General features: G+C 61.0%; 21 protein-coding genes. 9 read left to right on the top strand and 12 right to left on the bottom strand.

Translation table 11 applies throughout. The features are described from left to right. The first annotated feature begins 17 nt into the window (after positions 1–17). On the top strand, positions 18–2,255 hold the full coding sequence (locus tag FKL89_RS15785; protein ID WP_156863708.1) for an NADP-dependent isocitrate dehydrogenase: 2,238 nt from the start codon (positions 18–20) through the stop codon (positions 2,253–2,255). 116 nt (positions 2,256–2,371) lie between these two features. On the opposite strand, the gene cspD is transcribed toward FKL89_RS15785, so the two are convergent. Continuing rightward, positions 2,372–2,578: a cold shock domain-containing protein CspD gene (gene cspD, locus FKL89_RS15780; RefSeq protein WP_156863707.1), complete on the bottom strand. Its 207-nt coding sequence runs from the start codon at positions 2,576–2,578 to the stop codon at positions 2,372–2,374. Between the two features lie 355 nt (positions 2,579–2,933). On the opposite strand from cspD, the gene clpS reads away from it, so the two are divergent. After that, complete coding sequence (clpS, locus tag FKL89_RS15775; protein ID WP_156863706.1) at positions 2,934–3,251, top strand: ATP-dependent Clp protease adapter ClpS; 318 nt, start codon at positions 2,934–2,936, stop codon at positions 3,249–3,251. A gap of 126 nt (positions 3,252–3,377) precedes the next feature. Next, complete coding sequence (gene clpA / locus FKL89_RS15770) at positions 3,378–5,660, top strand: ATP-dependent Clp protease ATP-binding subunit ClpA (RefSeq protein WP_156863705.1); 2,283 nt, start codon at positions 3,378–3,380, stop codon at positions 5,658–5,660. A 204-nt stretch (positions 5,661–5,864) separates the two neighbouring features. Here clpA and FKL89_RS15765 read toward each other — a convergent pair whose 3' ends face one another. The 3 genes from FKL89_RS15765 to argH form a co-directional block, all read right to left on the bottom strand. Further along, a complete protein-coding gene (locus FKL89_RS15765) occupies positions 5,865–6,725 on the bottom strand; it encodes an NAD(P)-dependent oxidoreductase (RefSeq protein ID WP_156863704.1) in 861 nt (286 codons plus the stop codon). Next, on the bottom strand, positions 6,722–6,997 hold the full coding sequence (locus FKL89_RS15760) for a SemiSWEET family sugar transporter (RefSeq protein ID WP_156863703.1): 276 nt from the start codon (positions 6,995–6,997) through the stop codon (positions 6,722–6,724). Before FKL89_RS15760 ends, FKL89_RS15765 begins: the two co-directional genes overlap by 4 nt. A gap of 80 nt (positions 6,998–7,077) precedes the next feature. Beyond that, positions 7,078–8,487, bottom strand: coding sequence for an argininosuccinate lyase (gene argH, locus FKL89_RS15755; protein WP_156863702.1), 1,410 nt, complete (start codon positions 8,485–8,487; stop codon positions 7,078–7,080). 145 nt (positions 8,488–8,632) lie between these two features. Here argH and FKL89_RS15750 point away from each other — a divergent pair, with 145 nt between their 5' ends. Further along, positions 8,633–9,787, top strand: coding sequence for a sensor histidine kinase (locus FKL89_RS15750; protein WP_238363387.1), 1,155 nt, complete (start codon positions 8,633–8,635; stop codon positions 9,785–9,787). A gap of 6 nt (positions 9,788–9,793) precedes the next feature. Beyond that, entirely contained in the window at positions 9,794–10,594 is an 801-nt protein-coding gene (locus FKL89_RS15745; RefSeq protein WP_156863701.1) for a LytR/AlgR family response regulator transcription factor, read from the top strand. Positions 10,595–10,609: 15 nt separating this feature from the next. Here FKL89_RS15745 and FKL89_RS15740 read toward each other — a convergent pair whose 3' ends face one another. The 4 genes from FKL89_RS15740 to FKL89_RS15725 all read right to left on the bottom strand — a co-directional run bounded on the left by FKL89_RS15740 (position 10,610) and on the right by FKL89_RS15725 (position 15,546). Further along, positions 10,610–11,035, bottom strand: coding sequence for a VOC family protein (locus FKL89_RS15740; RefSeq protein ID WP_156863700.1), 426 nt, complete (start codon positions 11,033–11,035; stop codon positions 10,610–10,612). Between the two features lie 167 nt (positions 11,036–11,202). Continuing rightward, on the bottom strand, positions 11,203–12,639 hold the full coding sequence (locus FKL89_RS15735; RefSeq protein ID WP_156863699.1) for a helix-turn-helix transcriptional regulator: 1,437 nt from the start codon (positions 12,637–12,639) through the stop codon (positions 11,203–11,205). Continuing rightward, positions 12,639–14,438 carry a glycine-rich domain-containing protein gene (locus FKL89_RS15730; RefSeq protein ID WP_156863698.1) on the bottom strand — a complete coding sequence of 600 codons (1,800 nt, stop codon included), beginning with the start codon at positions 14,436–14,438 and terminating at the stop codon, positions 12,639–12,641. Before FKL89_RS15730 ends, FKL89_RS15735 begins: the two co-directional genes overlap by 1 nt. A 253-nt stretch (positions 14,439–14,691) precedes the next feature. Continuing rightward, positions 14,692–15,546: a hypothetical protein gene (locus FKL89_RS15725; protein ID WP_156863697.1), complete on the bottom strand. Its 855-nt coding sequence runs from the start codon at positions 15,544–15,546 to the stop codon at positions 14,692–14,694. 612 nt (positions 15,547–16,158) lie between these two features. Here FKL89_RS15725 and FKL89_RS15720 point away from each other — a divergent pair. Both FKL89_RS15720 and FKL89_RS15715 read left to right on the top strand, forming a co-directional pair. Further along, the gene (locus tag FKL89_RS15720) at positions 16,159–16,356 is read left to right on the top strand and encodes a CsbD family protein (RefSeq protein ID WP_156863696.1); all 198 of its coding nucleotides are present in this window, start codon (positions 16,159–16,161) and stop codon (positions 16,354–16,356) included. Positions 16,357–16,555: 199 nt separating this feature from the next. Continuing rightward, positions 16,556–17,074, top strand: coding sequence for a BON domain-containing protein (locus FKL89_RS15715; RefSeq protein WP_156863695.1), 519 nt, complete (start codon positions 16,556–16,558; stop codon positions 17,072–17,074). An 83-nt stretch (positions 17,075–17,157) separates the two neighbouring features. On the opposite strand, the gene FKL89_RS15710 is transcribed toward FKL89_RS15715, so the two are convergent. Both FKL89_RS15710 and FKL89_RS15705 read right to left on the bottom strand, forming a co-directional pair. After that, a complete protein-coding gene (locus FKL89_RS15710) occupies positions 17,158–17,658 on the bottom strand; it encodes a P-loop nucleotide/nucleoside kinase family protein (RefSeq protein WP_156863694.1) in 501 nt (166 codons plus the stop codon). A 153-nt stretch (positions 17,659–17,811) separates the two neighbouring features. Next, entirely contained in the window at positions 17,812–18,108 is a 297-nt protein-coding gene (locus FKL89_RS15705; protein ID WP_156863693.1) for a hypothetical protein, read from the bottom strand. Between the two features lie 252 nt (positions 18,109–18,360). Between FKL89_RS15705 and FKL89_RS15700 the strand changes: the two genes are divergently transcribed. Then, positions 18,361–19,571 (top strand): IS3 family transposase gene (locus tag FKL89_RS15700; RefSeq protein WP_156860844.1). Its coding sequence is split into 2 segments (ribosomal slippage): positions 18,361–18,646 and positions 18,646–19,571, totalling 1,212 coding nucleotides; the frame shifts between segments, so codons are not numbered across the junction. Between the two features lie 496 nt (positions 19,572–20,067). Further along, positions 20,068–21,012, top strand: a complete 945-nt coding sequence (locus FKL89_RS15695) for a carbohydrate kinase family protein (RefSeq protein WP_156863692.1) — start codon at positions 20,068–20,070, stop codon at positions 21,010–21,012. 116 nt (positions 21,013–21,128) lie between these two features. On the opposite strand, the gene FKL89_RS15690 is transcribed toward FKL89_RS15695, so the two are convergent. Beyond that, the gene (locus tag FKL89_RS15690) at positions 21,129–21,866 is read right to left on the bottom strand and encodes a bactofilin family protein (RefSeq protein ID WP_156863691.1); all 738 of its coding nucleotides are present in this window, start codon (positions 21,864–21,866) and stop codon (positions 21,129–21,131) included. A 340-nt stretch (positions 21,867–22,206) separates the two neighbouring features. Continuing rightward, positions 22,207–22,965 carry an SDR family NAD(P)-dependent oxidoreductase gene (locus tag FKL89_RS15685; protein ID WP_156863690.1) on the bottom strand — a complete coding sequence of 253 codons (759 nt, stop codon included), beginning with the start codon at positions 22,963–22,965 and terminating at the stop codon, positions 22,207–22,209. Positions 22,966–22,972 lie beyond the last annotated feature (7 nt).

The raw sequence follows: 22,972 nt of genomic DNA, 5'->3' as shown, positions 1-22,972 counted from the left end.
AACCCAGGAGGATCGCGATGAGCACCCAGCAGCCGACAATCATTTACACCCTGACCGACGAGGCCCCGCTTCTGGCGACCCGTGCCTTCCTTCCCATCATCCGCACGTTCACCGCGCCGGCGGGAATCAACGTCGATACGGCGGACATCTCGGTCGCCGCGCGCATTCTGGGCGAGTTCCCGGACTACCTGACGCCCGAGCAGCGGTTGCCGAACACGCTGGCCGATCTTGGCAAGCTGACCCTGCGGCCGGAAGCCAACATCATCAAGCTGCCCAACATCAGCGCGTCGGTGGCCCAGCTCAAGGCTGCCATCAAGGAGCTGCAGGGCAAGGGCTACAAGATCCCCGATTTTCCGGAGGCGCCGAAGACCGACGAAGAGAAGGAAATCCGCGCCCGCTACAACCGTTGCACGGGCAGCGCGGTCAACCCGGTGCTGCGCGAAGGCAATTCAGACCGTCGCGCGCCCAGGGCGGTGAAGGAATACGCCCGCAAGAACCCGCACAGCATGGCCGAATGGAGCCAGGCGTCGCGCTCGCACGTGTCGCACATGCATCACGGTGACTTCTACCACGGCGAAAAGTCGATGACGCTCGACCGCGCGCGTGACGTCAAGATGGAGCTGATCACCAAGAGCGGCAAGACCATCGTGCTGAAGCCGAAGATTTCGCTGCTGGACCGCGAAGTGATCGACAGCATGTTCATGAGCAAGAAGGCGCTGCTTGCGTTCTATGAGAAGGAAATCGAGGACGCGCGCAAGACGGGCGTGATGTTCTCGCTGCACGTCAAGGCGACCATGATGAAGGTGTCGCACCCGATCGTGTTTGGCCATTGCGTAAAGATCTTCTACCGCGAGGCGTTCGAGAAACACGGCGCGCTGTTCAAGGAGCTCGGCATCAACGTCAACAACGGCATGATCGACCTCTACACCAAGATCGCATCGCTGCCGCAGAGCAAGCAGGACGAAATCAAGCGTGATCTGCATGCTTGCCATGAGCATCGTCCGGAATTGGCGATGGTCGACTCGGCCAAGGGCATCACCAACTTCCACTCGCCGAACGACGTCATTGTTGACGCCTCGATGCCGGCAATGATCCGCAATGGTGGCAAGATGTGGGGGGCCGATGGTCGCCTGAAGGACGTCAAGGCGGTGATGCCGGAATCGACCTTCGCCCGCATCTATCAGGAGATCATCAACTTCTGCAAATGGCACGGCGCGTTCGACCCGAAGACCATGGGCACGGTGCCCAACGTTGGCCTGATGGCGCAGCAGGCCGAGGAATACGGCTCGCACGACAAGACCTTCGAAATCACCGAAGACGGCGTGGCCAACATCACTGATCTCGAGACGGGCGAAGTGCTGCTGTCGCAAAACGTCGAAGAAGGGGACATCTGGCGCATGTGCCAGGTGAAGGACGCCGCCATCCGCGACTGGGTGAAACTCGCTGTCAACCGTGCCCGCAACTCCGGCATGCCGGTGGTCTTCTGGCTCGACAGCTACCGTCCGCACGAAGCGCAGCTGATCCGCAAGGTGAAGATGTACCTGCATGAGCACGACACCACTGGCCTAGATATCCAGATCATGAGCCAGGTGCGCGCAATGCGCTACACGCTGGAGCGGGTGATCCGTGGCATGGACACCATCAGTGCCACTGGCAACATCCTGCGTGATTACCTGACCGATCTGTTCCCGATCATGGAGCTGGGTACTTCGGCCAAGATGCTCTCGATCGTGCCTCTGATGGCCGGTGGTGGCATGTACGAGACCGGTGCCGGTGGCTCGGCGCCCAAGCACGTGCAGCAACTGGTGGAAGAAAACCACCTGCGTTGGGATTCACTGGGTGAGTTCCTGGCGTTGGCGGTCAGCCTGGAAGACCTTGGGCTCAAGAACAAGAACGCGCGCGCGCAACTGCTGGCGAAGACGCTGGATGCTGCCACCGGCAAGCTGCTCGACAACAACAAGAGCCCGAGCCCGAAGACGGGCCAGCTCGACAATCGTGGCAGCCAGTTCTATCTGGCCATGTACTGGGCGCAAGAACTTGCGGCGCAGACTGAAGACAAGGAACTGGCAGCGCACTTTGCGCCGCTGGCCAAGGCACTCGCCGACAACGAAAAGGCGATTGTCAGCGAGTTCGCCGCAGTCCAGGGCAAGCCGGCAGACATCGGCGGCTACTACTGGGCAGACGTTGCCAAGGTCGAGGCCATCATGCGTCCGAGCAAGACGCTGAATTCAGTGCTGGCGTCGGCCAACGCGTAAAGCTGCCGCCACGCGGACCGCCGCGCCAGTGTGGCTGGCGCGGACAACAAAAAAGGGCCATCACGGCCCTTTTTTTACTGGTCGCTACCGACCCACCCCGCCAGGCGAGGTACCGCTTATTGCGGGTTCTGGATGTTGGATGCCTGCTTGCCCTTGGGGCCGGCAACGACTTCGAACGAAACCTTCTGCCCTTCTTTCAGCGAGCGGAAGCCGTCCATCTGAATCGCGGAGAAGTGCGCGAACACGTCATCCGAGCCGTCGTCGGGCTTAATGAAGCCAAATCCCTTGGCATCGTTAAACCACTTCACCGTACCTGTCGTCATAAATACTCCCTGAACTACCTGGATTTGTAAGTTTTCTCTGCGGACTGACTGCCGCGCCGTGCGTCGTGCGACGCTCGTCTGGAGCTCCGAACTGGCGCTTCGGCGGGTGTTGTACAGTCATACAACCTTGATCGTCAAGGGGATAAATCAAGGTTGTGGCAATGATGTCTCCCGAGCCAAATTTTTGTTTTTTGGTCAGCAATTGGTCAGGTTGGGTCAAGCTTCCGCGTGCTGTCAGGCCGGCTGAATCGTTCCTTCGCGGTCCGCGCCGCACTTCGCAGCGACGCACTGGCATACCGTATGCTCTTGAAATCGTGATTTTGTGACCGACATTTGCCGGTATTCCCAGTTTCGTATGGCCGTTCATCACAACCGCCCCCACGACGATTCGGTGCTTGAAGCCGAGCGCGTCGATGTCAAGCCGCCACCGATGTACCGTGTGCTGCTGCTCAACGACGACTACACGCCAATGGATTTCGTGGTGGGTGTGTTGCAGCAAGTGTTCGCGATGACTCGCGAACAGGCGACACACGTCATGTTGCAGGTGCATCGTTCGGGCATGGGCACCTGTGGTGTCTTTACGAAGGAAGTGGCGGACACCAAAGTGGCCCAGGTGGTCGATCTCGCGTCGCAACACCAACATCCGCTTCAGTGTACGATGGAGCCTGAATAGTTTGCAGGGCAGCTCGCCCGCAAGGGTGATACCAAGCCTGCAATCTGCAAGGCGATCCCGCACAAGTTGCTATGGTGCAGCCGCGGGTACGAGCCGGCCAACCGCCGGCAGTGAAGGCAGTAGTCAATGATCGCGCAAGAGTTGGAAGTCAGTCTGCACATGGCGTTTGTCGATGCCCGGCAAAAGCGCCATGAGTTCATCACGGTCGAGCACTTGCTGCTGGCCATGCTGGACAACCCGAGCGCCGCCGAGGTGCTGCGCGCCTGCGCGGTTGATCTTGATGAACTGCGTACGGCGCTCGCCAACTTCATCAACGAACACACGCCCCGGCTGCCGCAGAACAGCGAGAGCGACACCACGCCCACCCAGGGATTCCAGCGCGTGATCCAGCGCGCCATCCTGCACGTGCAATCGTCTGGCAAAAAAGAAGTGACCGGCGCCAATGTGCTGGTGGCCATCTTTGGCGAGAAGGACTCGCACGCCGTCTACTTCCTGAATCAGCGCGGCGTCACGCGCCTCGACGTCGTCAACTACATCAGTCACGGCATCAGCAAAGTGCCGAAGGACAAGACCGAGAAGGCCGAGGCAGGTAGCGGCGAGCAGGAGAAGGAAGAGGCACCGCAGGGCGCGCTCGAAAACTTCACCGTCAATCTCAACGCGCAGGCCAAGGCTGGCAAGATCGATCCGATGATCGGCCGCGCCGCCGAACTCGAGCGACTGGTGCAGGTTCTGTGCCGCCGCCGCAAGAACAACCCGCTGCTGGTCGGTGAGGCCGGCGTCGGCAAGACCGCCATCGCCGAAGGCCTGGCCAAGCGCATCGTCGACGGCGAAGTGCCCGACGTGCTCGCCGACTGCGTCGTCTACTCGCTCGACATGGGCGCGCTGCTCGCGGGCACCAAGTACCGCGGCGACTTCGAGGCGCGCCTCAAGGCCGTGCTCAAGCAGTTGGGCGAGAAGGCCAACGGCATCCTGTTCATCGACGAGATCCACACCATCATCGGCGCCGGCGCCGCCAGCGGTGGCACGCTCGACGCGTCCAACCTGCTCAAGCCCGCGCTCGCCAACGGTGGCCTCAAGTGCATCGGTGCCACCACCTATGCCGAGTTCCGCCAGGTGTTCGAAAAGGACAACGCGCTCGCGCGCCGCTTCCAGAAGATCGATGTGGTCGAGCCCACCGTCGGCGAGACGGTGGAGATTTTGCGTGGACTGAAGCCGAAGTTCGAAGCGCATCACCACGTGAAGTATTCGCCGGCGGCCATCACCGCAGCGGCCGAGCTCGCGGCACGCCACATCAACGACCGTCACCTGCCCGACAAGGCGATCGACGTGATCGACGAGGCCGGCGCGGCGCAGAAGATCCTGCCGAAGTCCAAGCAGAAGAAGACCATCGGCAAGACCGAGATCGAGGAAATCGTCGCCAAGATCGCGCGCATCCCGGCCAAGAATGTGTCCAGCGACGATCGCAATTCGCTGAAGACGCTCGACCGTGATCTGAAGAACGTGGTCTTTGGCCAGGACAAGGCGATTGACGCGCTGGCTGCTGCCATCAAGATGGCGCGCAGCGGCCTGGGTAATCCGCGCAAGCCGATCGGCTCCTTCCTGTTCTCCGGCCCGACTGGCGTCGGCAAGACCGAGGTGGCGCGCCAGCTGGCGTACTGCCTGGGCGTCGAGCTGCTGCGTTTCGACATGAGCGAATACATGGAGCGTCACGCGGTGAGCCGCCTGATCGGCGCGCCTCCGGGCTACGTCGGTTACGACCAGGGCGGCCAGCTGACCGAGGGCGTCACCAAGCATCCGTACTGCGTGCTGCTGCTCGACGAAATCGAGAAGGCGCATCCGGACATCTACAACGTGCTGCTGCAGGTCATGGACCACGGCACGCTGACCGACAACAACGGACGCAAGGCCGACTTCCGCAACGTCATCATCATCATGACGACCAATGCGGGCGCCGAGACGCTGACCAAGAACGTGATTGGTTTCACCAACACGAAGGAGGCCGGCGACGAGATGGAATCGATCAAGCGCATGTTCACGCCGGAGTTCCGCAACCGGCTCGACGCCACCATCAGCTTCGGTGCGCTGACGCACGAGGTGATCCTGCGCGTGGTCGACAAGTTCCTGCTCGAGCTCGAGGCGCAACTGCACGAGAAGAAGGTTGATCCGGAGTTCTCACAGGGCCTGCGCGACTACCTCGCGAAACATGGCTTTGACCCGCAGATGGGCGCTCGCCCGATGGCTCGCCTGATCCAGGACACCATCCGCAAGGCACTGGCCGACGAACTCCTGTTCGGCAAGCTGGTGGGTGGCGGCAAGGTCAGGATCGATGTCGACGCGGACGGCAAGGTCAAGCTGGCGTTCCCCGAGAGCGACGCGCCGCAAGAGCCTGCGGAGGAGGCGACGGCTTGATCGTCACATTGTGACCCAACGAAAAACGGCAGCCAAGGCTGCCGTTTTTTTATGGTTTCAAGGACTATCAGCTTTTCGCAGAAAGCCCCATTCAATAAGGGCCAAGTGCCACAAAATACCAAATACCGACTTTGTGACTATTTGCCGCGTTTGCCCAATTCAGACGCGGGTTTCGTACAAAAGCTGAAGTGAGCTCGCGGCCGATCAGCCCAAGCGTTTGATCAGGCTCGACGTGTCGAGCCGCCCGCCGCCGGCTTGCTGCACGTCGGCGTAGAACTGGTCCACCAGCGCGGTGACCGGCAGCCGCGCGCCGTTGCGCTTGGCTTCTTCGAGGCAGATGCCGAGATCCTTGCGCATCCAGTCCACCGCAAAACCGAAGTCGAACTTGCCGTCGACCATCGTATTGCCACGATTTTCCATCTGCCAGCTTTGCGCAGCGCCCTTGCTGATGACGTCAAGTACCAGCTTCGGATCGACACCAGCCTTTTGCGCAAAGGCGAGCCCTTCCGACAGCGCCTGCACGAGCCCGGCGATGCAGATCTGGTTGACCATCTTGGTGAGCTGGCCGGCACCGGCGTCACCAATGCGCACCAGCGCCTTGGCGTAGACGTTGAGCACATCCTTCACCCGATCGAAAGTGGCCAGATCACCGCCGCACATGATGCCCAGCTTGCCGTTCTCGGCGCCGGCCTGCCCGCCGGACACTGGCGCGTCGATGAAGCCCTTGCCTTGCGCCTTGGCTGCCGCGTCCAGTTCGCGCGCCAGCGCCGCCGACGCCGTGGTGTGATCCACCAGCACCGCACCGGCCTTCATGCCGGCGAGCGCGCCGTCGTTACCGTAAACCACCGAACGCACATCGTTGTCGTTGCCGACGCACATCAGCACGATGTCGGCACCGGCTGCCGCCTCGCGCGGTGTTGCCGCCGAGGCACCGCCATGGGTTGCCACCCACTTCGCCGACTTCTCTGCGTTGCGGTTGTAGACAGTCACGCTGTGGCCTGCCTTCTGCAGGTGGCCTGCCATCGGGAAGCCCATCACACCAAGGCCGAGGAACGCGAGTTTCATCTTGGATCTCCGATATCCTGTTTGTCAAAACGGTACTTCATCACGCAGATTGCGAGCGACAGCACGAAAGTGATGGCATTGGCAATGATGATCGACGGCGCGCCGATCAGCACCCCGTAGACCAGCCATAACGAAACGCCGACGCAAAACACGGCCGCCATGCCCCACGACAAGTCGCGCGCCGAACGGGTCTTCCAGATCTTCAGCACCTGCGGCACGAACGACGCGGTGGTGAGGGTGCCGGCGATAAGGCCGATAGTTTCCTGATTCATCGATATTCAGTGCAGGGGCCGAGTCGCCGCGACCTTGTGATGGCTACGGTCAGTCAATATTGGTCGCGGCATGGCCGCTGCTACAGGGAGGCCAGGCGCGCTTTCGCCAGCGCAATCTCTGCCAGCACGCGCTCCGGCGCAGTGCCGCCAATGTGTTTGCGTGCGGCGACCGAGCCTTCCAGCGTGAGCGCCGCGAACACGTCGTCGGCGATGACCGGCGAGAACGCCTGCAGCTCGGCGAGCGACAAATCTGAAAGGTCAACGCCCTTGACCTCGGCAGCCTTGACGGCGCGAGCGACGCATTCGTGCGAGTCGCGGAACGGCACGCCCTTGCGCACCAGGTAGTCGGCGAGATCGGTTGCCGTCGCAAAGCCCTCGCGCGCGGCTGCGCGCATGCGATCGGCCTTGACGCGGATGCCGCCCACCATGTCGGCGTAGATGATCAGCGTCTGCGTGATGGTGTCCACCGTGTCGAACAGCGGTTCCTTGTCTTCCTGATTGTCCTTGTTGTAGGTCAGCGGCTGGCCCTTCATCAGTGTGGTCAGCGCCACCAGGTGGCCCTGCACGCGCGCCATCTTGCCGCGCACCAGTTCGGCGACGTCGGGGTTCTTCTTCTGCGGCATGATCGAGCTGCCGGTGCAGAAGCGGTCGGCGATGTCGATGAAGCCGAAGCGCGGGCTCATCCACAGGATCAGCTCCTCGCTCATGCGCGACAGATGCATCATCGTGATCGTGCAGGCGTTAAGGAATTCGATCGCGAAGTCGCGGTCGCTCACGGCGTCAAGCGAGTTGCGGCAGACGGCATCGAAGCCGAGCGCCTTCGCGGTCATCTCGCGATCAATCGGGAAGGTGGTACCAGCGAGCGCCGCCGCGCCCAGCGGCGACCGATTCACACGCTTGCGGCAATCAAGCATGCGCTCATGATCGCGCGCAAACATCTCGACATAAGCCATCAAATGATGACCCAGCGTCACCGGCATCGCGACTTGCAGATGCGTGAAGCCGGGCAGGATGGTTTCGGCATGCTGTTCGGCCAGCGCGACGAGCGATTGCTGCAACTTCACCAGCAGCATCGCCACGTTGTCGCAGGCAGCGCGGGTGTAGAGGCGAACGTCGGTCGCTACCTGATCGTTGCGCGAGCGGCCCGTGTGCAGGCGCTTGCCGGCATCGCCGACCAGCGCGGTCAGACGTTTTTCAATGTTGAAGTGCACGTCTTCGAGATCAAGCGACCACTCAAACTTGCCCGCTGCGATCTCGGCCTGGATCGTCGTCATGCCGCGTTCGATGTCGGCGAGGTCCTGCGCCGAGATCACGTTGCAGGCGGCGAGCATGCGCGCATGTGCCAGCGAGCCTGCGATGTCGAACTCGGCAAGGCGGTAGTCGAACGGAATCGATGCGGTGTAACGCTTGACGATTTCGGCAACCGGTTCGTCAAAACGGCCGGACCAACCGGAAGAAGGGTTGGCGGCGGGCGATGAGTTGGCTTGCATGTTGCTCTGCGGTTGTTCAGAATCGAACGCACGGGCGGACGGCGATGCCCGGGCGGGAAGTGAACGACCTTGAATCCGTGTGACAGAAAAGATGGTTGATGACAGCGGTCCGGCGCCGCGGGATGCGTCTCGCGCGCAATGGCAGATGACCGGATCGGATCGCCACGTTCGCACGGAGGCCGAGCAGCCGCCGAAACACCCTTCGAAGACGTCGCCAGCGCCGGCGTCCGGTCGTCGTGACGGCCGTCTGGAAGGCAAGGCGGCATCCCGGTCGGGCGCACAGCAAATTTTAGCCCGCAGGGAGCGCGAGGTCCGGCGCGCGGTATTCCCGGATTTGCGCAATCTCGGCGTGCTGGCGCGCGCGCTGATCATTTTTGTCGCGATGGTGGCCACCCACTCGCTGGCTGTTTCGGCGAGCCCGGCCGATGTGCCGCTCAATATCGCGCTGGCAATGGGCGCCAGCTTGCCGATTGCCGCCAGCACGGCATTGATCTGGGCGCTGGTGAGCCCGGTGCTGCGTCGTCTTGCCTACTGGCAAGCGGCATTCGCGATTGGCGCCGCGATGGTGCTCATCACCATCCTGTCGGCGCGCTGGTTCGATGCCGCCGTCTGGCGGGCGGTACCGCTGGCCCTGAGTGCGCTGGCGGCGATGCTGGTTTACTTCCATACCCTCGGGCGGGCGCTGTCGCCGGCGGTGACCGAGGCCCGGCTGCAGGCGTTGCAGGCGCGAATACGGCCGCATTTCCTGTTCAACTCGATCAATGGCGTGCTTGGGGTACTGCGCAGCGAGCCCGGCCGCGCCGAGTCCGCGCTGATGGACATGGCGGACCTGTTCCGCGTGCTGATGCGCGAGAACCGTGACTTGCAGCCGCTGGCGGACGAGATTACCCTGACCCGGCAGTATCTCGATCTGGAAAAACTGCGCCTTGGTGATCGCCTGAATGTGAGCTGGAAACTCGACAAGATGCCCGCCGACGCGATGGTGCCACCGCTGGTGCTGCAGCCTATCGCCGAGAATGCCGTCTACCACGGCATCGAGCCCACACAGGCTGCCGGCGAGATCGAGATTGAAGTGACGCGCCTGCGTGGCCAGCTTTTCATTACGGTGCGCAACCCGTTTCTCGAACAGGCGGGGCGCCACCACGGCGGGAACAAGATGGCGATGAGCAATATTCGAGAGCGGCTGGCCCTGCACTTCGATGCCGAAGCGAGCATGACCGCCGGGCCGCGCGACGGCCGTTATCAGGTGCAATTGATCCTGCCCTATCGCCGGTCGTCCGACACCAAGACCATTGTTTGACTCAGCATGACTCATTCCACCCTAACCGCTGTTGTCGCTGGCGCCGCTGCGCCGGTACGCCCGCTTCGGATCATCATCGCTGACGACGAAGCCCCGGCCCGCCGCCGGCTCTGCGACCTGCTGGAGGAATTGCAGCCGGCGTTTCCGCATGTCGTCGTTGCCGAGGCCGAGAACGGCGAGCAGGCACTCACTGCCGTCAGCCATGGCGCCGATATCCTGCTGCTCGATATCAACATGCCGGGAATGGACGGCCTCGAAGCCGCGCGCCATCTGCTGCGGATGGAAAACGCTCCTGGCGTCATCTTTGTCACGGCCTACGACCAGCACGCGCTGGAGGCCTTTGAAGTGCAGGCGGTCGACTATCTGCTGAAGCCGGTTCGCCGCGAGCGCCTGCTGGCGGCGCTGCAGCGTGCCAAGCCACTGGACGCGGTGAAAGTGGAGTCATTGCCGCGTGGCGCCCGCCGCTTCTTCAGCGTCAGCGAGCGTGGCCGACTGATCCTGGTGCCGGCCGATGACGTCATTTTCTTCCGAGCCGAGCAGAAGTACATCACCGTGGTCACTGCGGCACGCGAATATTTGATCGAGGATTCGCTCACTCGCATCGACGAGGAATTCGGTGGCCGCTTCCTGCGCATCCACCGCAATTGCCTGGCGCGCACCGATCTCATCGAATCCTTCGAGCGTGACGCCGATGCCGATGGCGAAGCGCAGTGGGTGGTGACCCTGCGCGGGCGGCCCGACCGGCTGCCGGTGAGCCGCCGCCAACATGCCGAGGTGCGAGCGCTGGCGAAGCGGGTGCGCGAGTAGCTCGCGTCACCGCGCCTACTTGGCGAAGAGCTGGCCGATGTCCTTGAACGCCTTGAACTCCAGTGCGTTGCCGCAGGGATCAAGCAGGAACATCGTGGCCTGTTCGCCAACCTGCCCCTTGAAACGGATGTAGGGTTCGATCACGAACTTCGTTCCTGCTGCGCGCAGACGTTCCGCGAGCGCTTCCCACCGGTCCCAGTCCAGCACCACACCAAAGTGCGGCACCGGCACGTCGTGACCATCCACCGCGTTGGTATGGGCGTGGTCCTGCGACGCAGTTTTCGGGTGCTGGTGGATCACCAGTTGATGACCGAAGAAATCAAAGTCGACCCACTCAGGCGCAGACCGCCCCTCCGCGCAGCCAAACACCTGCCCGTAAAAGTGCCGCGCAGCGACAAGGTCGTAAACAGGGATGGCGAGATGGAACGGATTGATTTTCATGCTGGGATTTCCGCTTGGCCAACCTGCGATCGTCGGTTGGCCTCGATGAGCCGACGGTGTGCGGCAGAAACAATATTGTAGGGTGCACGAAAAATGCAGCACCTGGACCAGTTCACTGCAGCATGCCTTTGCGGCCCGCATGTTGGCGGCATCGCCAGCAGCATCAATCAGTCGGCTTTACTCGCGTCGGGGCGGCTTGCCATTGAAGGAGTTTTCCCGAAACGCCTTTTGAATTCGCGCACAAAGTGCGAAGAGTATTCAAAGCCGAATTCCACGCAGGCTCTCGCCACCGCACCAGACCCGCGATCATTCTCTAGCGCGGCATGGACGGCCTGATAGCGCAGATTCAGGATAAATGACTTCGGAGTGGTGCTGCGATAGCGCTGAAAGGCCACCTGCAAGCTGCGCACAGAGACTCCGACGTGCCGCGCAACATCCGCTGTGGATGGTGGTTGCGTGATGCACAACTCGATGTATCGCTCAGCACGTTTTAGGTAGAAGGGTTCTGCGTCATTGGCGACGGTTTCCTGCTGCGCCTGTTTTTCAGCCGAGAGTTGCTGCCAGAGTCGGGTATAGGCTCGGTGATGCAGAAGCGCGATCTTGTAATCCCCTGTCTTTTCTGCCGCAACGGCGTAGTCGTAATGTAGCGTCACCAGAAGGGGTTTGGCATCAAGAGACTCCGCAATTGCTATGGCTTCCTTGATGTGGCGAAGCGCGGTCTGGTGGCGTGAGGCGCACAGGTGCGCCCATCCGATTGCCTGCAGCGCATCTGCCTCTTGAAACTTGTCGTTGCGCTCGCGGGCTGACATCAGGAACTCAAGCATCAGCGGCAGCGCGGCGTTGATCTCATTCATGAGCACCATCAACTGCCCGATGTTCGATCCGTAGAGCGCTGCCTGGTGCCGGTTGTTGCTTGCGATGGCGATTTGACGCACCTCGTCCATCAAAGCGCGCGCGCTACGACAATGCGACAGCACCTGTGTCGACGCCGTCGGGCCGAGCGCAGTGATGTGGGTGGCCAACGCGTTGTCAGGGTGTGACTGGCAGGCACGACGAAAGTGCACGCCAGCAAGTGCATTCGCTGCCTTTGGAAAGTAAAACGGCAAGTCGCTGCTTTTTTTGGCCAGAAGCACTGCTCGGGTGCCAGTCACGATCGCCTGCTCGTAGCGCTGCGCTCGCGAATGCAAAGAGGTCAAATGTGTCAAACACCGGACTTCACCATCGATTCGCGCCTTACCCTCCCCCCAACGCTCCCAGTGCACTAGCAGTTTCTGGAAGAGGGTTTGCGCACGCGCGTTTTCGCCCAGCTTCCAAAAGATTCGTGCCTCGATCTCTTGTGCACGCACCGCTTCTTGACGGCGGCCAAGGCGAGCTAGCGACACGGCGGCCGCGCGTGCATCAATGCGCGCCGCATCAAATCGGGACCGTGACATTGCCAGTTGCGCCCTCGCAAGCCGGATCGCGGCAGTGAGTTCCGCATCGTGCTGACCGAAACTCTCACACCGCTGCAATGCAGCTTCTGCGTCCTCGCATTGCCCGCGGAAGGCAGCGTCGGCAGCTCCCAGCGCCAGACGCAACAGCTTGCTTCTGGAGTCCGCGCGCATTAGTCGTTCGTTGGCATGCCGCAACTATCCTTCAGGTAATAGCGAATATTTGACCATGTGTTTCGGGTCCCGGGGGCAAACGAGATCCCGTCAAGAACGGCTGCCCCCGTAAGGCCGAGAGCCACGCGCAGCAAAATGAGTCCATCAATGGCGGGATTGAGCTGTTGATCGCCGTCTACGTCCAGGTTGGTGCAGATAGTTCCCGCGCATTGGACTGACACGGAATTGACATCGCTGCTACCCATCGTCCCGCTCCCGTTGACGACATTACACATCTGGCCCAGAGGCTGATCTCGTATGCGCACGTTGTATGCGGTGCCACTGAGAAGCGGCCCTGGGAAGAAGAAGTCGACGTTAACGGTTGCGCCGCCGGCATCCGAGTTCGTTGCCACCAGAAGTTGATCTGCGAGCTCCAGCGCGACGGACCGCCCTGCGTAGAGGCCGGACACGCTACCCCCCACGACTTTGCCCGGCGAGCAAGTGACGCGCACATCTGTGATCGGTCCTTGCACGAAGAAGGTCGCGTTTGCCACCTTGCAGGTCAGGCCTGTCGGCTGGGTGACAACGCCCACTGTATATTGCCGCGTCAGGCGCACGGGGCTACCAGCGAAGGCGAATGACTCTTCAGCCATAGCGGGGGTCACAGTTCCCAGACGCTGGCCCGCAGTCGAGTCGCCGGCAAACAGTCCCAGAACCAATCCCGGCTGTGACAACCCGTACAACGAGCCACTAACGTAGTATGGATCGTCGACGCAACCCACTGCGACGTTGCCAACATTGCCGCTGACGGTGCCGCTGGCATTGTTGACGTAACAGGTTTGTCCCGCAGGTTGCCTTTTGATCGTTACGTTGTAAGCGTTACCCGCCGGCAAGGGGGTCCAGAAGTGATAGAACGTGGACAGGTATTCGTAGCCGGTTGGCCTTACTGCTATTTCCTCGCTGCCGTTGAGCCCTAGCACCAAGCCATCGGCCCAAAATCCGGGATCAATGGCACCACCGACACGATACCCAGGTGCAAACCAGAAAATCGCCTGTCCGTTGGCACCGTCATTGCCGATGTATACGGGCGTCACTGGGGTTACTGCACTAGCGCCCGCACCGCCGCCGGGGTATGTGCCAGCGCTGCCTCGCTCACCGGTATGCCCGTCACCGCCACGGCCAAAGCCGGCGCCGCCAAGGCCACTGTCGTTGGTGGTCGAGTCCTGACCGGGGTAGCCGTTGCCATTGCGATAGGCTGATCCGCCGCCGCCACCGGCATGACCCTGGGTGCCGCCACCCCGGCCGCCGGAGTAGCGCAGGCGATTGATCGCCACGTCAGTGATGGCGCACTGCTCCGCGTCCCCGCCTTCGCCGCCCCATGCCAATGTCACGGTGAGGGGCAACGGTATCGCAGGCAACTTGCCGCCCCGCCCACCTTTGCCGCCTGCGGCGCGGAATCCCGCAAGCCCCGGAGGGCCGGTCACCGTGCTTGCCCCCCCGTTGTCGCCGTACTTCCAGCCGTCAACGTTTTGAAAGACGCTGCCTGTGCCCGCTCGCCCGACTTTGAGAGTAATTGAATTGCCGGGGTCAACCGCGACCATGCCGGAGCAGTAAGCGCCACCGCCGCCACCGCCAGCACCACCGAAGTCTCTGCTTCCCGCTGCGGATCCCCCGCCGGCGCCCCACAATTCAACCGTCACGAAACCCGTGCCACTCGGCACGGTGCACACGGTGTCTTCGGCCGTGATGATCGTGCCATGAGGACACTCTGCCGCATGTGCGCCGACCATGACACTCATTCCGGCAACGAGTGCCAACATGGCGATGACTCGCGATCCGGTGCCTGCACCCGCGGAGCGCAACGGCACCACTGTACGGGCTAACGCGCTGTACGGGCGTGGGGAGCTGATCCGGGCTGGGGGTGTTTCGATGCGGCAAGCGTTGTGCTCATCAATCGAGTAATCGTGGTGTTGGTCCATTTTCATTCGGCTTCTCATTCAAACTCATCTCGTCCAGTGCGACATCGTCATGGTTCGACGCATCGATCACCACGGCAATTTCATGCGGCCCGAGCTATGGCAGCGCCATGCCACACCTTAGATTGAGGTAGTCGCGCAATGCCCCCCAGTTGTTGCGCCTGGCGTTTGGATGATTCAAGCCAGAAAGTACCGCTTGACCCCGCAGGCCCCGCATGAGGCGATTGACAATTTGGCCGTCCGTGTTTGCCAGCACGCGACCGTCGTCATCGACATCCGGTGAACAGTTTGATTCGTGGATACAGGTGACATCAATGTTGCTAACTACCGATGAGGCCATGGTGCCGGTGCCGTTTTGCACCACACAATGCCAACTTGCAGGTTGTGCAGCCACCCACACGTCGTAGCGATCCCCCGACGGTAGATACTGCGAAAAGCGATACACGCCAGATGGCGAGAGCGACGCGGTTACTTGTTGACCACCCGTTTGCAGCACCAACCCCGGTACGAATCCTTTACCTCCAATTGGTTTGCCAGGCGCACACACTACATCTACGTTGGTAATGTTGCCGCCATCGTTCGCAAGCGCATATTCGCGCGTGAGCACGCAGAACGAACCCGGTGGTTGGGCCGTGACCGAAAACGAATGCCCGTATTGGGTGTTGAAGTTGGAGGTGAACGTGTATTGCGTGGCCCCGCTGGGTACGGCCAACACTTCCGACCATGAGACACCGTCCTGAGTTGGTGTGGTGACCTGCAACTGCAACCCGGCTTGGGTCAATCCGGTTACGTTCCCGCCGATCGTCGCTGACATCGAACCGATACTTGTCACCGCGCAGCCTATCCAGATCGCGACCTTGCAGAGCCGTACTGTGAATGAGGTGGTGTTGCTGCCTAAAAAAACAAAAGCACGATGAAACATATTGGTTTGCCGGAAGCGATTGTGGGGCACGAGGCGAAAACGGACATCCTCCGAAGCGATGCGGCAACGGAAAACGGGTGTGTCGTAGGAAAAGACAGTCTAAGTTGACTGGCAGTCGACAATATGTCGCTTTTCGCAGGAAGGGTAGAAAAGCGCAGAGTCAACGCTGCGACGGCGGAAGTAAATGCCCACGACCGCATAGCGTTCCATGAGTGCGCTGCGGACGAGACAACCAAACTCAGCATTGCGCATTCGGGCGTTGGCGGAGACGTAAGACGTTCGACGATCGTTGAGGTGGACGGTGAAGTGCAGCGTTGGAGGAGAGCGCTGAAGGCGGGAGTTCGGCCAGGAGAATTCAGCTGACGGCCGCAACATTGATTCTGAGGCGCGCTTTCGATCAGGACGGCCACGTCATGCGATGAGTGGTTTGCACCCAGAGATGAGGAGAGGTTTTCGGCACCGTGTCCGAAAGGTTCTCCGACATGGTCGATGCGCATCGGCGGCACTATTGCGTCGCAATGTAGGTGGGAGACTACAACCGATATGAGCGATTTCTGATGGTTGCTTTCGCGGTGCCGCAGAACAATTCATCCATGGCACCGCGCTGTGCGGATGCCAGCAAAACCGTAAAGGAATCAAGCCATGAACAAGGATCAAGTCGAAGGTCGTGTCGATCAGGTCAAGGGCAAGCTGCAGGAGGTCGCCGGCAAAGTCATGTCGGATGAACAGCTCAAGGCCGAAGGTCGCGCCAATCAAATCTCTGGCAAGGTGCAGGCCAACTACGGCGATGCCAAAGAGGCGATCAGGGACAAGGCGAAAGACATCGTCGACAAGCTCTAGGCCGGGTGATGAACGCCCAGCCAGGCGAGGCCCTCACGCCCTCGCCGCTACCACCGGCGCCTGGGCCGGCGCCGGTGGTGCCACCGGGTCAACCCAGTACACCGGCCCCCATCCGCGAACCGGCGCTACCCAATCCATTTCCACTGGAAGCACCACCGCCGGTCGTACAACGAATTGATGTTTGACGCAGGAGGTTCACATGCCTTTGCCATCACAAGAAACACTGAGTCCTTCCGCTACCCGCAAGCCTGTTGCGGCTGCCATCGTGACCGCAGTAGTTGCCGCCTTCACGCTGCCCTTTCTGGTGGCGTGCGGTGAACAGGACAGCACGCAGACGGTCGGTCAGCGCCTCGATGCGGCGGTTGCCAGGACCGAGCAGACCGCAACACAGGCGACGGAATCAGCGAAAGAGGCGGTGGATCAGGCGCGCACGGCGGTGCTCGATAGCGTCGACGGCGCAAAGCAGTCGGCCGAACGTGTGAACGACACCTTGGCGCGCGATAGCGACGACATGGCGATCACCGCTTCCGTCAGTGCCGGACTGTTGAAGGACCCGGATCTCAGTGCCCTGAAAATCGATGTCGACACTCGCAACGGCGTGGTCAGCATGTACGGCCCGGCCCCGACTGCGGCGGCAAAGGATCGCGCCACCACCATCGCCAGAGCGGTGAAAGGGGTTGCAAGCGTCAACAACGAGCTGACTGTCAAGCGATCGTGATCGCCAGACGGCGAGAGTACGTGCCACGACGAGGCAATTCTGTCTTAGCTTCGCTGCAGGCAGTTATGCTGCTGCCGCCAACATCACACGCTGCGCGTGTGATGCACGACGGTGAATCCCTCATCTTCTGCCGGTGATTGAAAGTACTCCGTGATTGCATCGAACTCGGCATCCGTCGTCCACGGCGCACCCGCTGGCAACCCGGCGCTGCGCTGCTTCAGTTGCTGCTTGCAAAGGTCGTCGGGTGCGTCGATGTAGTGCAACTCATGCGCCACACCCGCACCCTCGAACAGCGTGCGGAACCATTCGCGCTGGGTGCGCGTGTTGCCGGGGAAGTCGAGCACCACAGAAACGCCATGTGACAGCAGCGCCACAATGTGCGGCGTCAGCGCATCACGCAGCCGCGCTGAATACTTCACGAAATCCGGGATCACCAGTATCTCGCCAGGATACAGGCCCGCCAGCAGATCGTCCTGCACGATGAGCACGGCGTTCTTCGCCTCTGCTAGCGCCTTGGCATGCGTGGATTTGCCAGCGGCCATCTTGCCGCACATGAAGTAGAGCGTTGCGGGGTGAGTTGGCATCGTCATCTCAGTTTACGGCGATGACGATTGATAGCGCATTGCCGTAGGGTGGGCAACTTGTTGCCCACGCGACGCCTTGGTAGCGCCTATCCCGCTTGGTCTGGTGACCTTTGTGAATGCGTGGGCAACGAGTTGCCCACCCTACCTGGCTGGCTACGGTTGAAACATCTGACGCATTTCATCTTGCTGTTGGCGAAGAACGCTAACGACGAGATCAAATTTATCTAGCCCATCACTAAGGCTGCTAATTCGCTCCGCTAGATTGCGGATATTGATGAGCGTAATTTCACCTAAACTGCTCTTACCAAATTTGCTTGTTGGGTAGCGAAACGCCATTGACTCTGGGTCGACATCTGTGAAACAGGCAATCACAGTCCCAATGAGGTCGACGTCATCAGACTTGATGTAATCATCAACTGACGGATCAATTTTTTCGGCAATCTTCCGCATGAGTCCACTCGCAAGATCCCATAAGTGATGGATCTTATGGTGTTCCGGAAAACCACTACCTTCCGACAGGAGAATTCGACTTTCTTTAATGACTTCTTTGAGTTGGAGTTCGATGTACTGTCTGTACAGAAACGCAATCGGGTAGACAAGAATGTCTTGATCGTGAGAAGTGGCCCCACATTTCAAGACAGCAGGATAAGTGGAAACTCGGATAGCAAATGACGCGGCGGAAGCCGCGAGAAAGACTATTCGATGTCAACGAAGAAGAGCAGCGCAATTCGGCGCCAGCGGCGCAAGCTCACACCGGAATTCAAAGCCAGGGTTGCCCTGGCAGCGCTGCGGGAGGACGCAACGACAGCCGAGTTGGTGGCACGTTTTGACGTTCACGCCAACCAGATCAGCGAATGGAAGAAGCTATTGCTGGAGCGCGCCACACTCGCCTTTGGCGGGAGCACGACGCTGGCCGCTGGCGACGACGAAGCGCTCGTCAAGGCCCAGACCAAGATTGGGCAACAAGCCTTGGAGATTGATTTTTTAGAACGCGCGCTCACCAAGGTCGGATTGCTGAGCGCCGGGAAATGATCGACCGGACGCACAAACTATCGCTGACGCGGCAGGCCACGCTGGTTGGCATCAGCCGCTCGGCGGTGTACTACCAGGCCGTGGCGGTCTCCGAGCGCGATCTGGCGCTGATGCGGCGCATCGATGAGCTGCATCTGGAGCAGCCGTTCTGGGGCTCGCGGGGCCTCTTGCGCATGCTCAGGCGCGACGCATCGATCAAGCCCTGGATCGAGCAACAACCCTTGGGGCGCAAGCACGTCGCCACCCTCATGCGGCGCATGGGGATTGAGGCGCAGTGTCCAAAGCCCGGCACCAGCAAGCGAGGGCGTGGCCCCCGGCACAAGGTGTTCCCCTACCTGCTCGGCAGCATCAACTTCGAACAGATGGACGCCAACACGGTCTGGGCGCTCGACACCACCTACATCCCGATGCGTCACGGCTTCGCCTACCTCACCGCCGTGATCGACGTGGCCAGCCGCCGAGTGCTCGCGCACAAGCTCTGCACCACGCTGGAGGCGTATCACGCCGTCGAGATCGTCGAGCAGGCGATCCATCGCTTCGGTACGCCCGAGATCGTCAACACCGATCAGGGCAGCCAGTTCACCGCGCTCAAATTCGTTGAGGCGATCACGACGCGCAACATCAAGCTATCGATGGACGGTAGGGGGGCGTGGCGCGACAACGTCTTCGTCGAACGCTTCTGGCGAACAATCAAATACGAGCGCATCTACAAGCGTGCCTACGATACGGTGAGCCAGGCACGCGCCGACGTGGCTGAGTACATCGACTGGTACAACGAGCAGCGACCGCACACTTCCAACGAAATGGAGCAGACGCCGAAACAAGCCTACGACAATTCACGGGAGAAACTGGCGGCACGGAGCTTGAAGGCGGCTGCGTAGAATGAAGCGAACCGGCGTGCTCCGCGTTACCCACGGCGCGCGCGAAACGTGCTCTATACGACGAGTTTTCGCGCGCGCCGTGGATAACGCTACGCTCTCAACCCACCCTCCGAGTTCCACTTATCTTTCGGGGTTTGTTGTCTTGACGAATGGGGCCACTTCTGTGAGCTGTCTCCACCACTTGCTGGGCGAGAAGGTCTGCTGCTTTCTTATACCCTAGGATGTATAGGCGCATTGGCACGTGGCTGCGACTAATGCACGCGTTGCTCCGCCAGTCTTGCCCGGAAGTAAACAGAGGGTTGTTCATTGAAGGGCTAACTTAAGTGGCGAGATTCACACCGTGGTAGCGAGTGTAGCCTCGATGCAGCGCAGCGGTATCGAGGTTTCGTGACGTCAACAGTCCTCGATTTCGTTTAACTGCATCAAGGCTACGGCGTGATCGGTTGCATGAGGTTGCCCGCATAAAATGCAATCTTTCCCTGTTCGAAAGCACCGCATGTCCGCCGAACCCCGCGTCCTGATTTGTGGCTCGATGGCCTTTGACACGATTTGCGTGTTTCCGGGGCGGTTTGCCGAGCACATTGTGCCGGGGGCGACGCACAAGATCAGCGTGTCGTTCTTGGTGGAGAACATGCGGCGCGAATTCGGTGGTTGCGCGGGCAACATTGCCTACACGCTGAAGCTGCTCGGTGGCGCACCGGTGATCTGCGCGGCGATTGGTGACGATGGCGCCGAGTATCGCGACCGCATGGCGGGCTTTGGCATCGGGCTCGACGCGTTGCGCGCGGTGCCCGGCTCGTTCACGGCCAACTGCCACATCACTACCGATCTTGACGATAACCAGATCACCAGCTTTCATGCAGGCGCGATGTTCCAGTCGCAGGTGAACGATGTGACTGCGGTGGACAACATTGCGCTGGGCATCGTGGCACCGGATGGGCGCGACGGCATGTTCAAGCATGCGCGTGGCTTTGCGTCGAAGAAGATCCCTTTTATCTTCGACCCCGGTCAGGCGATGCCGGCGTTCTCGGGCGACGAGATTGCCGAGCTGATCGGGATGGCCGATTACCTGAGCGTGAACGACTACGAAGCCGAGATGATTGCGCAGAAGACCGGGCGTGCGATCGAATCCTTCGCGCCAAACCTGAAAGCTCTGGTCGTTACGCTAGGCGCCACTGGTTCACGCGTGTACACCGACGGGCGCGTGGTCGACGTGCCGGTGGTGCCTGCGAGCGCGCTGGTCGACCCGACCGGTTGCGGCGACGCATTCCGCGCCGGATTGCTCTACGGCATCGCGCACGGCTGGAACGTGGAGAAGGCCTGCAAGCTGGGCAGCCTGGTGGGTTCGATCAAGATTGCCGAACGCGGCGGGCAGAACCACAATTTCACCGAGCCGGCGATTCGCGCGCGCTTTGCCGAAGTGTGGGGCGAGCGCTGGTAGCCCGATTGCTCACAGCGGGTTTCGCGGACGCAAATGGCAAACCCGGTTGCGAGCAACCGGGCCACGGGCAGTGAGAGGATTGCGGGCCGGAGCGGTTCGCGTCCGACGGCCGAAAGTTAGCGGCGCAGCGCGGATTTTTGCGAGACGGTGATGTGCATGGAGGAATAACCTTCCTCGAAGCCAGCAGCCGGCGCGCCGCCTTCGTCGTCTTCAAAAATCCGTGGCACGACGCGCTTGATGTCGGCGTCGTTGGTGTTCGACTCAGCGGAGATCGCGAGATCGAGCGCGCGAATCTTGCCGCTGATCTTTGAGCGCGGATAGAAACTCACCTTGCCTTTGACCTGCATCGAGCCATCGAACTCGCCGCGAACCTCGGCCTCATTGGTGCGCACCGAGCCGATCACCGCGCCGCCTTCGGCAATGATGATCTTCCTCGCGTACACAGTGGCTTCCAGCGTGCCGAGCACACGGATGGTCTCGCAGCGGATTGGCTGGTCGGTGGTCATCACCATGTCTTTGCCGACCGTCAGTACGCCGTCAAGACCGGAGACGGTCAGCGAGGCATTGCCGTCGCGTGGCATGATGGTTTGCAGCACCGACGGATCAATGGTCGGCTTTGCAGTGAAGTCATGACCGCCCATCAACTCTGCTGCAGCCTTGCGCAATTTCGCGTCGGACGAGGGCACGGGGGCGCTCTGCGGCGCCTTTTCGCGTGCTTGTAACGGTGGGCCGCCTGCCGGCACCGGCTGCAGCATGCCAGTGCCGCGCCCGAAGGCCGCGCTGACTTTGTCGCTGATCCAGTTCTCGAAGAAGCCCATGTGACCACCCCCACGGAGTTTGATTCGATTGATCAATGGCGATCTCCGTGCCTGCCGTGAACGCGGAAAAAATGGCTTCTAAAACAAAAGCTTACGAATTGGGTGTCGCAGGCGACGCATGTCAATTTACGTCACAAAAGTGACGTTGACGTAGCGTGTCGTGGCGTTTATGACGACAGAATTGACCAATCTAAATTGGATCAGCTTTTCAGTGAAAGTCTTATTCAAACTGGGCCCAATGCATAAAAGTTCGAATACTCGACTTTTAGTCTTTTCGCCTGCCGAGCCCAATAGAAACGTCATTTGAGTAAAAAGTTGCTGCACACTGCTAACGTGTCAACGCTGTCAGTGCATCCGCCGAGTGCCCGAAGCCCCGCTACAGATTGGCCCGATGCTGTCCGCCGTCCACCGGCAAATTGACGCCGCTGACCCAGCTGGCAGGGGCCGAGGCGCAGAACACCACAGCGGCGGCGATTTCCTCGGGTCGCCCGAGGCGCTGGAACGGGATGCCGGTGCGGATGGCTTCATAGAGCGGCGAGCCATCGCGCTTGCGCTGGTCCCACAGCCCGCCGGGGAATTCCACCGATCCCGGCGACACGCAATTGACGCGGATGTTCTTCGGCGCCAGCGTCAGCGCCAGCGATTTGGAGTGAGAAATCATCGCCGCCTTCATCGCCGCATAGGCGGCCTGCCGCGTGGTGCCTTCCATGCCCGAGATCGACGAGATGTGCACGATGGCGCCACCGCCGCGCGCTTCCATCCACGGCACCACCTGACGGCTGGCGCGCACGGCGGCCATCATGTCCACGTTGAAACCGAGCGACCAGGCTTCTTCGCTGTCACCCAGACCGAAGCCGGACGGATTGTTGACCAGCACGTCGACGCCACCAAGCGCCGCGTTGGCCGCATCCAGAAAGGCCGCCAGCGCCGCCGCGTCGCCCACATCGCAGGACTGGGCGAACGCCGTTACGCCCCGCGCAGTCAGTTCGTCGCGGACGCTCGCCAGCGCGTCCATGCCGCGCGCACAGATCGCCACGTTGGCACCTTCGTCGGCGAACGCCAGCGCAATCGAGCGCCCAATACCGCGGCTGCCGCCAGTGACGATGACGTTTTTGCCTTTGAGTCCGAGGTCCATAGTGGGT

Origin of the sequence: Casimicrobium huifangae (assembly GCF_009746125.1) — a bacterium.
GTDB classification, from domain to species: domain Bacteria; phylum Pseudomonadota; class Gammaproteobacteria; order Burkholderiales; family Casimicrobiaceae; genus Casimicrobium; species Casimicrobium huifangae.
The sequence above is the reverse complement of the archived record's forward strand: the minus strand, read 5'-3'. Positions and strand labels throughout refer to the sequence as shown.